General features: G+C 32.9%; 12 protein-coding genes. 9 read left to right on the forward strand and 3 right to left on the reverse strand.

The features are described 5' to 3' along the window. Positions 1-20: 20 nt before the first annotated feature. Both AWE51_RS25255 and AWE51_RS25260 read left to right on the forward strand, forming a co-directional pair. Complete coding sequence (locus tag AWE51_RS25255; protein WP_066320007.1) at positions 21-476, forward strand: DinB family protein; 456 nt, start codon at positions 21-23, stop codon at positions 474-476. Between the two features lie 88 nt (positions 477-564). Further along, positions 565-2,049: a serine hydrolase domain-containing protein gene (locus AWE51_RS25260; protein ID WP_066320017.1), complete on the forward strand. Its 1,485-nt coding sequence runs from the start codon at positions 565-567 to the stop codon at positions 2,047-2,049. 6 nt (positions 2,050-2,055) lie between these two features. Here the strand turns inward: AWE51_RS25260 and AWE51_RS25265 are convergent, their stop codons facing one another. Further along, complete coding sequence (locus AWE51_RS25265) at positions 2,056-2,835, reverse strand: DUF3298 and DUF4163 domain-containing protein (RefSeq protein ID WP_066320020.1); 780 nt, start codon at positions 2,833-2,835, stop codon at positions 2,056-2,058. A 114-nt stretch (positions 2,836-2,949) separates the two neighbouring features. Here AWE51_RS25265 and AWE51_RS25270 point away from each other — a divergent pair, with 114 nt between their 5' ends. The 7 genes from AWE51_RS25270 to AWE51_RS25300 all read left to right on the forward strand — a co-directional run bounded on the left by AWE51_RS25270 (position 2,950) and on the right by AWE51_RS25300 (position 11,558). After that, positions 2,950-4,089, forward strand: coding sequence for a cystathionine gamma-synthase (locus AWE51_RS25270; protein WP_066320022.1), 1,140 nt, complete (start codon positions 2,950-2,952; stop codon positions 4,087-4,089). A 103-nt stretch (positions 4,090-4,192) separates the two neighbouring features. After that, on the forward strand, positions 4,193-5,536 hold the full coding sequence (gdhA, locus tag AWE51_RS25275; RefSeq protein ID WP_066320023.1) for an NADP-specific glutamate dehydrogenase: 1,344 nt from the start codon (positions 4,193-4,195) through the stop codon (positions 5,534-5,536). A gap of 90 nt (positions 5,537-5,626) precedes the next feature. Then, positions 5,627-6,148: a DUF4136 domain-containing protein gene (locus tag AWE51_RS25280; RefSeq protein ID WP_066320027.1), complete on the forward strand. Its 522-nt coding sequence runs from the start codon at positions 5,627-5,629 to the stop codon at positions 6,146-6,148. A 328-nt stretch (positions 6,149-6,476) separates the two neighbouring features. Further along, positions 6,477-7,670, forward strand: coding sequence for a DUF5018 domain-containing protein (locus tag AWE51_RS25285; protein WP_066320029.1), 1,194 nt, complete (start codon positions 6,477-6,479; stop codon positions 7,668-7,670). A gap of 81 nt (positions 7,671-7,751) precedes the next feature. Beyond that, positions 7,752-8,471 (forward strand): DNA repair protein RecO, encoded by a 720-nt coding sequence (gene recO / locus AWE51_RS25290; protein ID WP_066320032.1) that lies wholly within the window; start codon positions 7,752-7,754, stop codon positions 8,469-8,471. 4 nt (positions 8,472-8,475) lie between these two features. Next, entirely contained in the window at positions 8,476-10,884 is a 2,409-nt protein-coding gene (locus AWE51_RS25295; RefSeq protein WP_066320034.1) for a TonB-dependent receptor, read from the forward strand. Positions 10,885-10,904: 20 nt separating this feature from the next. Continuing rightward, the gene (locus AWE51_RS25300; protein ID WP_066320036.1) at positions 10,905-11,558 is read left to right on the forward strand and encodes an HAD family hydrolase; all 654 of its coding nucleotides are present in this window, start codon (positions 10,905-10,907) and stop codon (positions 11,556-11,558) included. Here AWE51_RS25300 and AWE51_RS25305 read toward each other — a convergent pair. Further along, complete coding sequence (locus tag AWE51_RS25305) at positions 11,555-12,049, reverse strand: nuclear transport factor 2 family protein (protein WP_066320366.1); 495 nt, start codon at positions 12,047-12,049, stop codon at positions 11,555-11,557. The genes AWE51_RS25300 and AWE51_RS25305 overlap by 4 nt on opposite strands. Before the next feature lie 16 nt (positions 12,050-12,065). Next, on the reverse strand, positions 12,066-12,608 hold the full coding sequence (locus AWE51_RS25310; protein ID WP_066320037.1) for a hypothetical protein: 543 nt from the start codon (positions 12,606-12,608) through the stop codon (positions 12,066-12,068). Between the last annotated feature and the right edge of the window lie 143 nt (positions 12,609-12,751).

The following is a 12,751-nucleotide window of genomic DNA, read 5'->3' on the forward strand; positions in this document are numbered from 1 at the left end:
TACATAAACAAATACATATCATGCAAGATCCAATCGTAATTACTAGAGTTAATCGAAAGCTAATCGAAAAAATACTAGATAACCATACACTTGAACAACTTAACAAAGTTCCTGATGGTTTTAGAAACAACTTGATCTGGAATATTGCTCATGTAGTTGTAACACAACAATTATTGGTATACAAATTGAGCGGTTTACCTATGATGATAGAAGAAGAGATGGTGAATTTGTATAAAAAAGGTACAGAATTTTACAGAGAAGTAACTGCAGAAGAGGTGTCAAAAGTAAAATCCTTATTATTTAGTACTTTAGATAAAACCGAAGAAGATTTAGCCGCAGGTATTTTTAAGAACTATAATGAATACGAGACGAGTACAGGATTTGTGTTAAAATCTGTTCAAGATGCTCTTAATTTTAATAATTTCCACGAAGGAATTCATTTAGGATATATTTTGGCACTAAAGAAAGCTGTTTAAGTAGGTTTATAAAGATCAGTTTTTTCTATAAATCGTTTAGTAAGCGATTACAATGGTAGTGTTTGAGTATAGACAATAAAAAATAAATATGAAATCACTACCAAAATTTGTTTGCATTGCTTTATTAGTCTTTAGCTGTGCTAAGAAAGAAAAACCGCTTTTTGATAGCGCTAATAAATTCGAGAATGAACTTCAAAGTTTACAAGAATTTTTTCATATCCCGGGTATAGCTGTTTCTGTTATAGAAGGTGATAAAACTATTTATCAAAACTATTTGGGATATGCAGATGTAGCATCACAAACAAAACTGGATAGCACATTTGTTTTTCCGATAGCGTCTATTACAAAGGTGTTTTCTGGAGTTTTGATGCAGAAATTAGTTGAAGAACAAAAAATTTCACTGGATGCACCAATACAAAAATATGTTCCGCAAATAAATGCTCCAGATTCAATTTTAGTAAAACATGTTTTGTCACATACTTCTCAAGGAGAAGTGGGAAAAAGATTTTATTATAGTTCAAGATTTGGAATTTTAACTGCCATACTAGAAAAAGCTTCAGGAAAATCATTTGATGAATATATGAGGTCAGAGATACTAGAACCTTTGGCATTACAGAATACACATTTGCTTAGAGATTCTGTACAGGTAAATCAGGATAATTTAAAAATACCTACCCCATATATATTAGATAATGGAACCGAAAAGGGGTTTGTTGATTATGGATATTCATCTTCGGCAGGTATAGTTACAGACTTAAACGATTTAAAAGTCTTTAATAAAGCTCTTGATGATAATACAATCATTTCTGAAAAATCAAAAAAACTAATGTTTTCGGGCTTAAATGAAAACTTACCGTATGGGTATGGAGTTTTTAGTCAACAGTTTAATGATTTAGAACTAATTTGGGGATATGGTCAGTATGATTGTTATTCAAGTTTATGGTTAAAAGTGCCTTCAAAGAATATAACATTATTGTTGTTAGCAAATAATAATTTATTAAGTGATCCTGCGCGATTAATTTATGGGGATGTTACTACATCACTTTTTGCGCTTAGTTTTTTAAAGAACTATATCTATCAAATAGAGGATATGGTTTTGTTGGAATCAATAGAAGGTGTAAAGAGTAAGAAAGCCTATAAAAACCAGGACTTCTATACCAAAAAACTGTTGGCACAAGCACTAGCAGAATCATTTATGGCAAGATTCGATACTTCAAAAATGCAAACCAGTGCAGCTTTGTTAGAAAAAGTGTTCTCAGAGTCTCCAGATTACCTAACCTATGCAAACCTGAACCTATTACATAACCTTACTTTTTTAAAAGATGTGGCCTTTTATAAAGACTTAGGAGAATTCAATCAATTTGATAAAAAAATAGAGGAGGTAGGAGAGAAAGTATTAAAAGAAGATCCTGAAAACCCATATGCAAATGTTTATATGGGAGTATATTATGATAGAAAAGGAAATATTGATAAGGCACGTAATCATTTTCAGATTTTAATCAATGCAGAGAACTTTTCAAAAAACTGGTATACTATCGAAGCCGAGAACTGGCTTAAAAACCAGAAAGATTAGATAGTTTTATTCAATATTGATGGCAAAAAAAGATGAGATCTCTTTTTTATCCAGCTTTAGCACTACCGGTCCTTCTGCATAAGAACTGATTTCGTATTGGTTATAATGTAAGATGATATCTGTGGCTGTAAAACCAATATTTTCTGGTAATTTGAAAGTTTCATTCTCGAAGAAAAACCCTGTACTATTGATAGAAGCTGTTTCAGGAATCTCAAAATTCTGTCTAAAGACTTTTTCGATATAGTTTTCAAATTCACTTGGATCTTTTAAAAGCTTTCGATTTGGTATTCGTTTACCCGTCTTTGAATCTATATTAATAAAAGAAAGACTACTGTATCCATGTGCACCTCCAGTAAAAATATAAGAATCTATACTCACAGAAATTAGCCCTTGGCATGTAAAACTAAGTTTGCAATCAATAGAGGCTTCATACGGCACCGTTTCGTCAGGAAACTCATTACTAATTTCTTGATATGAACGGTTAAATTGATGTATTGCATCGTTCATGTTTTCTTCAGAAGCTTTTTCTTCTGTATTAAGTATAGAACAGGCAGCTTTTTCTATTTCTTTGTTAATGTCTTTACAAATTGGTCTGTCATCTATGACCTGAAGTAAATTAATTTCTAAGGAAGCACAGTCGGAATCTTTACAATTAGGTAGGTTGTCAACGGTAAAATTTTGTTTCTCAAAAGTGAAAGTTTCGTTGGTTGTACAACTATAGATCAAGAGAAAAATTCCCAAAGAAAAAACAAACTTTAAAAGGGTGTTAGGTTTTGTGTTAATCATCTACTAAAAGGTAATCATTCAAATATGATTAGAATGAATTAAATCATACATTTGTTTAACTTTTTAACATAAAAAAGACAAGGTAGTTTATTCTTGTTAAAAATATAGAGCTACATGAAATTTAACACTAAAACAATTCATGGAGGACAGCAGCATGACCCGGCTTACGGAGCAGTTATGCCACCAATTTATCAAACATCAACGTATGCTCAAACTACTCCAGGCGGACATAAGGGATTTGAATATAGTAGAACACACAACCCCACAAGAAAAGCATTAGAGGATTCTTTTGCTAGTATAGAAAATGGAAAATTTGGATTAGCTTTTGGATCTGGATTAGCGGCAATAGATGCTGTGATTAAGTTATTAAAACCAGGTGATGAGGTGGTTTCTACGAATGACCTTTATGGGGGTACATATCGTTTGTTTACTTCAATTTTTGAAGGCTTTGGTATCAAATTTCGGTTTATCGGTATGGAAAATGCAGATAATGTAGAAGATTATATTACCGATAACACAAAATTAATTTGGGTAGAAACACCAACAAACCCAATGATGAATATAATAGATATCAAGGGTATTGCAGTGATCGCTAAAAAACGTAATGTGTTGTTAGCTGTAGATAATACCTTTGCTACACCGTATTTGCAAAGACCACTCGATCTTGGTGCTGATATCGTTATGCATAGTGCAACAAAGTATTTGGGAGGACACAGTGATGTGGTTATGGGAGCATTGGTCGTAAAAGACCAGAGGTTAGCAGAACGATTATATTTTATCCAAAATGCTAGTGGTGCTGTTTGTGGACCACAAGATAGTTTTTTAGTATTAAGAGGAATAAAAACACTTCACATACGCATGCAAAGGCATTGTGAAAACGGAGAAGCAATTGCAAAATATTTAAAAAATCATCCTAAGATAGAAAAAGTATACTGGCCCGGTTTCGAAGATCATCCAAATCATAAGATTGCCGTTGCCCAGATGGACGGATTTGGAGGTATGATCTCTTTCGTGCCAAAAGGAAGTGATTATGACAAAGCGATTGGGATTGTTGAGAATTTGAAAATTTTTACACTTGCAGAATCTTTAGGAGGAGTAGAAAGTTTAGCAGGACATCCAGCAAGTATGACACATGCTTCTATTCCAAAAGAAGAAAGAGAAAAAACAGGAGTAGTTGATTCATTAATACGGTTGAGTGTTGGAATTGAAGATGTTGATGATTTAATTGCAGATTTAGAACAAGCGATTCAATAAACTGTTATTAAATTGAAAAAAACAAACCTCTTTTTTTAAGAATATCATATATTTGACCTAATAAATCAACTTTTAGATAAGAATCTATTAATATCATTAACATATGCAAGCAAAAATAGATGCATTTATGGAAGAAGTAAGAGCTCGTAACGCACATGAGCCAGAGTTCTTACAGGCAGTACAAGAAGTTGCCGAAACAGTAATTCCTTACATTTCTTCACAAGAAATTTATAATGGTAAAAACATTCTTTTACGAATGGTAGAGCCCGAAAGAGCAATTATGTTTAGGGTTCCTTGGGTAGACGATAAAGGAGAAATTCATGTTAATAGAGGATATCGTATCCAGATGAATTCTGCTATTGGTCCATATAAAGGAGGATTGCGTTTTCACCCCTCTGTAAATATTAGTATTTTAAAGTTTCTTGCTTTTGAACAAGTATTTAAAAACAGTTTGACTACACTTCCTATGGGAGGTGGTAAAGGAGGTTCTGATTTTGACCCTAAAGGGAAATCGGATGATGAAATTATGCGTTTTTGCCATAGTTTTATGAGTGAACTTTTTAGACATATAGGCCCTGATACAGATGTTCCTGCTGGTGATATTGGTGTAGGAGGTAGAGAGATAGGTTTCTTATTTGGTATGTATCGTAAGATGCGTAATGAGTTTACAGGAGTTCTTACAGGAAAAGGACTTACTTGGGGAGGTTCTCTTATCCGTCCTGAGGCGACAGGGTATGGTACTGTGTATTTTGCACAGAATATGTTAGAAACTAAAGGAGACTCTTTTAAAGGAAAAACGGTAACGGTTTCTGGATCAGGAAACGTTGCACAATATGCTACAGAAAAAGCAACGCAACTAGGAGCTAAAGTAGTAACACTTTCAGATTCTTCAGGATATATTTATGATAAAGACGGTATTGATGCAGAAAAATTAGCTTTTGTAATGGAGCTTAAAAATGTAAAAAGAGGCCGGATTAGTGAGTATGCAGATAAATATCCATCTGCAGAATTTCATAAAGGACAAACACCTTGGAATGTAAAATGTGATATTGCATTACCATGTGCAACACAGAATGAATTGAACGGAGAAGATGCTAAAACACTAATAGGTAATGGATGTCTTTGTGTAAGCGAAGGAGCTAATATGCCTAGTACACCAGAAGCAATTACAGCTTTTCATGAAGCAAAGATTTTCTTTGCCCCTGGTAAAGCTTCAAATGCAGGGGGTGTGGCTACATCTGGTTTAGAAATGACGCAAAATTCATTACGTTACAAATGGACTCGTGAAGAGGTAGATGAAAAATTAAAACAAATTATGAAAGATATTCATTCTGCATGCTTAGAATATGGAGCAGATAAAGATGGATATGTAGATTATGTTAAGGGAGCAAATATCGCAGGCTTTGTAAAAGTTGCTGATGCAATGCTAGCCCAAGGGGTAATTTAATTTTGTTTTTTAAATAATACTAAAGTCGTTTAGAGCATGCTCTAAACGACTTTAATTTTTGTTGCTTATTTTTATAAGAAATTTCTTGCTATGAAATACGCTTTTTATTTGTTTCTGATGTTAATATCCTCTTGCGGTATAACTAGTACAGTTCATGATTATGATGAACAACAAAATTTTTCAGTATATAAAACGTACAATTTTTTTCCTAAAATGGATTCTGGTCTTAATGAACTGGATCAAAAGCGACTTTTATCAATAACAGAAGCGGCAATGCAAGCCAAAGGATTTACAAAATCCGAAACACCCGATATATATGTAAATTTTAGTAGCATAATCACAAAAGAAGCTTCAAATAATAGCATAGGTGTGGGCGTAGGTAGTAATGGTGGTGGTGTTGGTATCGGTATCGGGGGTGCAATTCCTATAGGTGGACCAAGAATATTCCTAGAACTTACTACAGATTTTGTGGATGTAAAAAAAGATGCGCTTGTATGGCAAGCAGTAGCCAGAAAGCAATTTAATCCTAAAGATTCACCTAATGCGCATACCCATTTTTTCCAAAAGGTAATAGAAAAATCTTTTGTGAAATACCCTCCAAAAAAGAAATAGCGCGATAGTAAGATTAATATATGACCATGCTAAAAAACTTTTCTTTTTAGTCAAAACCTGTATAAGGTTAAGAAAACGGTAACCACTATATTATTATATAAATACAAGTACATCTTACGACTTGTTTTCACCTAGTTTTATTCTCTTTTAATAAAAATATAGTAATAAGGAACACCACTTAATTACTTGGCTTTTCTTTGTGTTTTTTTGTTTTAAAAAAAGATAAAAAAAACAAAAATATACGGTAACGATAGGTTGTTTAGTGACATTAATACTTGGGGTAGTAATCTCAATTATTAAATCATAAACATTTAAAACTTAAAACTGGATGAAAACAAAAATTAAAAACGTATTTAAAATAGCAGTACTCATGCTGTTGATTATTAACATCTCTTGTGAGGGAGAGGGTACTTTAAGTAATGAAAATGAAATAATTTCGTTTTCGCTTACTGCAGGAGATTTTACCAAAGATTTCGAAACAAACAATGATGTTATAGAAGGTGTAGTTCCTTATACTATAGATGGTTCAAATATTAGTTTAAGAATAACTATTTCTGAAAAAGCGACTATTGCTCCAGATCCTAGTGCAATAACAACCATAGATGGGATTGCCAATTTTGTAGTTATTGCAGAAGATGGAACAAAAAGAGAATATGTGGTCGATATAGAAAGAGAGTTAAGCCCAGAAAATACAATCGTATCTTTTGAAGTTAAAACATCTCTATTCGAAACTAACGCAGATATTGATAATGAAACTGGAACAATTAATCAAAGAGTATTGCCAGGTACAGTTTTGACTGATATAGAAACAACTATTGAGGTATCTAATGGAGCAACTATAACTCCTGACCCAAAAACAATTTTTGATTATAGTAGTCCTGTTGCTTTTACCGTTACCGCAGAAAATGGAGAAACAAAAGAATATTTAGTAACACTGGCATTGATGGATGAAGATTTTTCTGATGGATGTCAAATTTCAGATTTTTCCAAATGGTTTGGTGGAGATGACCGAGACCCGGATCCTAGTTTCCCTGGTGCATTTAAACCTAGGAATGTAGGAGCGGGTCAAGCAATTATTGTCGACAAGGATTTGTATCCTACTAAATTCGGAATATTCTTAAGTGGCCCTTTCTTAAGTTCAAAAAATAACACGGTATATATAGAAGACTTAGAATTGAATTTGGATATTAGAGAAGAAGATGGAAGTATTATAAAAAGTGCTAGAGTAACAATTAAAGCGCCTTTTGATGGTGGTCGAGTAGATTTTGATGTATCATCATTAAGTTTGATTTTAAAAGAAAAAAGAAAGTATTATTTTACTTGGTACTTGTTGGATGGTGAGCGTTTAGGGGTTAATACTGGTTCGCAAGGACGAAATATAGATGATACTTCTTTAGGCTTTTGTGGAAATGGAGGTTTTTGTGGAACTTCCAGAAAAGAGGAGAATTCATCTCTTGAAAATTGGGAAATTTGGGAATTTTGGGGTGTTAATTTTAATTTTAGATTAGAAGGAAAGCAATAAGCGTTAAATAAAAACTAATTTTAAGATCTAAAGCCGGTTGATTATAAATCAACCGGCTTTTTTTGGTTATTTTCACCTATTATGATTATAAATTCTGAAGCAATAGTAATTCATTCTTTGCGATATGGTGAAGCAGACTTGATAGTGACTTTATTTACCAAGACTGATGGATTACGAACATATTTGCAAAAAGGAGTTTTAAAATCGAAAAGAGGTAAAATTCGTGCATCATTTTTTCAACCCTTAATGCTTCTAGAAATTGAAGCGTTACATAAAAACAAGGGTACCTTAGAACGATTAAAAGATGCTAAGGTTATAAAGCAATATGCCACGCTACATACTGATATTGTTAAGAGTGCATTAGTCTTTTTTATTGCAGATATCTTAAAAAATGCTATTCAAGAAGAAGAAGCTAATACTGATTTGTTTGAGTATATCGAAACCGCTTTACTGTGGTTAGATTCGCATAACACAATAGGTAATTTTCACATTACCTTCTTGATTAAATTAACTCAATTTTTAGGATTTTATCCAGATACTTCACAGATATCTTTGGAATATTTTAATATGCAGGATGGCGTCTTTCAAAGTACGAATACTAATATATATTGTACTAACGATGAACATATATTTGAGTTTAAAGAATTTTTAGGCACAACATTTGAAGAGAGTATAAATATTAGATTGTCTAAAAATACACGAAGTGAGATTCTTACTATGCTATTAGTATATTTTGAACTACATTTGCACGGTTTTAAGAAGCCAAAATCACTTTCGGTTTTAAACGAAATTTTTAATTAGAGTAATGCGCTTATTTACCTCGGTTTTACTGTTATTCTTTTCTGTACAATTTGCAAATTCACAAACAATTACTGTGTTAAGCAAATCGTCAAACTCACCGATTCCTGATGTTACTGTTTACAATAAAGAAAAAACAAAAAGCGCTATTACTGATTTCGACGGACTAGTTGATATTTCTATGTTTTCTGATCAAGAAATACTGCATTTTGCCCATGTTTCACATATTTCATATGCCATTCTAAAATCTAAATTGAAGAAAGGAAATAATAAGGTGTTCTTAGAGGCAAATGAAAATCAATTATCCGAAATTGTTATTTCGATTTCTAAATGGGAACAGGACAAAAAAGATATAGCACAAAAAATAGTAAGTATATCATCTGAAGATATTGAGATGTCGACTCCTCAAACTTCTGCAGATTTATTACAGAGCAGTGGGCAGGTATTTATTCAGAAAAGCCAGTTGGGCGGTGGTAGTCCTATTATTAGAGGATTTTCTACAAATAGATTATTGCTTACCGTTGACGGTGTGCGAATGAATACCGCAATCTTTAGAGGTGGAAACGTACAAAATGTGATATCAGTTGATCCTTTTACAATAGATAGAACAGAAGTGATCTTGGGACCAGGTTCTGTGGTGTATGGGAGTGATGCAGTAGGGGGAGTGTTGAATTTTTACACAGCACAACCAACTTTTGCCAGTGAAGGAGAACATAAATTTAGTGGTAATGCCTTAGCGAGATATGCTAGCGCAAGTCAAGAAAAGACAGGGCACATCGATTTTAATATTGGTTTAGAAAAGTGGGCTTTTTTAACAAGTGTAAGTTATACTGATTTTGATGACTTAAAAATGGGAAGTCACGGTCCAGATGATTATTTACGAACAGAGTTTGTAGATAGAATTAATGGAGAAGATGTTGTGGTGCAAAATAAAGATCCTGAAAAACAAGTCTTCACAGGCTATAATCAGATAAATCTACTACAAAAAATACATTTCAAGCCTAATAATAAATGGGATTTTAATGTAGGTCTTATATATACTACCACATCAGATTATCCTAGATATGACCGTTTAATAAGACGTACAGATGGAGAGTTAAGATCTGCTGAGTGGTATTATGGGCCTCAAAGATGGGGGATGGGAAATTTTCAAGTATACCATAAGTCAGAAAGTGATCTTTATAATGAGATGAAAATTACAGCAGCGTATCAGTATTTTGAAGAAAGCAGAAATGATCGCGATTTTGGTAGTGATGTTTTGTCTAGAACTCAGGAACAAGTAGATGTGTACTCTCTTAATCTGGATTTTGAAAAGAAATTCAATGATAAGACATCATTTTATTACGGGTTAGAATACATATTAAATAATGTGTTTTCTGAAGGTTCTGAACGTAATATAGAATCAGGCCTCGTTAAGGCAGCGCCGTCTAGATATCCAGATGGATCAACTTGGCAGTCTATCGCAGCATACGCAAGTGTAAAGAATAAATTCAGTGAAAAATTAAGGTTTCAAGGTGGACTTAGATACAATAGGATCATTTTATACTCTCAGTTTAATAATGACTTTTTTAATTTCCCCTTTGACGAAGCTAATATAGATACCGATGCACTTACAGGTACCGCAGGTTTGAGTTGGTTACCAAATGATATACTACAGTGGAAACTAAACTTTTCTACAGCTTTTAGAGCGCCAAATATTGATGATGTTGGTAAGATTTTTGATTCAGAACCAGGTTCTGTAGTGGTTCCTAATCCTGACTTAAAGCCAGAATACGCATATAATGGTGAATTAGGATTAACTGCAAATTTTGGAAAAAAACTCTCGTTAGATTTAGCAACCTATTATACATATTTAGATAATGCATTGGTAAGAAGAGATTTTAATCTTAATGGGGAAACCCAAATTATCTTTGGAGATGAGTTAAGTAATGTGCAAGCTATTCAAAATGCTGCCAGGGCAAGAGTTTATGGTTTTGAAGCAGGAATGCGTTATGATTTTACTAAAAACTTTAAATTAGAATCGCAATATACTTTTGTAGGAGGAGAAGAAGAACTTGAAGATGGTATAACAAGCCCTTCTAGACATGTGTCACCTCAGTTTGGAACTACACGTTTTACATTTACCTCACAAAAATGGACCGTAGCTACATTTGCAGAATATAATGGTCAATTTGATTTTGAAGATCTAGCTCCTTCCCAACAAAATAATGCATTTTTATATGCTACCGATGAAAACGGAAATCCATACTCTCCTTCTTGGTATACATTAAACCTAAGAACACAATATCAAATTACAGATAAACTTAAGGGTATTCTTTCTGTTGAAAATATTACCGATCAGAGATATAGGCCATATTCATCTGGAGTAGCAGCGGCAGGAAGAAATTTCATAATGTCTTTAAAATATTCCCTTTAAAATTTACATACAACTAAGCTTTGAGAAATACTTTATTCATTTTTGATATTGATGGAACACTAACAGATAGTGTACCGATGTATCTAGAATCGGTAACTAGGTCATTAGCTGCACTAGGGATTGCTAATATAGATACAGACTATAATAATTATAAACATCACACAGATAGTTATGCGCTCAGGTATAATTACGAACGTAATTTTAATCAGGGTTTTCATGCTGGACTGCTTGATGATTTTGAAAATGATTTAGTTTATCAAATGAGCAGATTTGATCCAGTACGAGAAATAGAAGGAGCAAAATCATTAATTCAGTTTTTTAGAGAGCAAGAAGTGCCGTTTTGCTTTGCAACAGGTGCATTGCCAAAACCAGCAATGATAAAGCTTGATCAATGTGATATTTGGTATGATCAAAATCTTTTATCCACTTCAAAAACTCATGAATCGCGAGAAGGCTTTGTAAACGATGCAATCCGAAAAGCTAAATCGTATTATGGTAAAAAGAATTTTGATCAAATTGTATCTATTGGGGACGGGCTTTGGGATCTTAAAACTGCCCAAAACTTATCTTTAGATTTTGTGGGAGTGGGAGATAAAAATAAACAAAAGCTTATCGCAGAAGGTGCAAAAAAATGTTTTACTGATTTAAACGAATTTAAAAAAACATTGGTTTAGTTTCTTTCCGCTCTTAATTTTTTCATTAAATCAGTATCAAACTTCTTTTTCATAGCCGTAATATCCTTAACATTGTCATTAGGGATAGCTATTGATAAAACATAATGCTTTACTTTCCAACCATTGTTTGTTTTTTGCATAATGCCGCTACCACGGCAAATACCCATTTGTGTATCTAAAAGCTCATCAAACCAGGCAATTTTTGCATCATCTTGGATAAAAATGTTTCTTTCTAATGTAGAAAAACTCCAAGCTTTTCCTTTATCAAAATAGGGTTTAGAAAATGCTTTAAAGTCTTTAAGATTCCAGTTTTCAGTAGGGTCAGTACCTATAAAAATGACATCAGATGTCATTAAGTTAAAATAGTTGTCAAAATTGGCGTCTGCAGCAGCTTTATGCCAGTTTTCTAAAGCCGTGTTGATTTGATCTTTTTCTTGCGAAAAACAAAAACCACAGATTGATAATAACAATAATAAGACTAGTTTTTGCATATTCATTCGAGTTTGTTTATTTGTTATCCTCGTCTTCTAATTCTCTTAAAAGCTCTTTTTCGATACTCTCGGGTATAGCAAGCGATAATTCATTTAGTTGGATAACTAAACTATTATAAGCTTTGGCTAAACGAGTATTTGCTTCCAAAAGTTTTTCTGCTTTTGGGTTTTTGTGAGAAGATAGTAAACTTAATAAACCAGATTCTGTTTGCAATACAGTAATTCGAGAATTGATCGTGTTTACATTTAAATCTTCAGAAAGATTTTCTTCAAAAGTTTGAATCAGTAATTCTAAACTGTCGGTGTATTTGTCTATGTAATACGGGTTGGCATCACGAAGAGAATACAATAGTGTTTTAAGGTTTTGAAAATCCTCGAAACTTTCAAGATCTTTTTCGGTTTCTGTAGAAAGTTTTAATAAATCAAGTGTGATTTTATCCTTTGATAGACTATCTAATTTGGCAACAGTCTCTATTTGTTGCGCGTTAGAATCGTTTTTACTGTTACACGAAAACAGGAGTGCTATAATTCCAAAAAAAAGAAGTCGAGACAAATTCATTAGTATTGTTTATGAATAAAGACTCAAAAATAGGGTATTATATGACAAACAGAAAATAAAAGACCTCAGATAAAATTTACCTGAGGTCTAACAAATGCATAAGTGTAGGTCAAAATTCTGGGTAGTTTTCTATGCACTATAAA

Source organism: Aquimarina aggregata (genome assembly GCF_001632745.1).
Lineage (GTDB): Bacteria > Bacteroidota > Bacteroidia > Flavobacteriales > Flavobacteriaceae > Aquimarina > Aquimarina aggregata.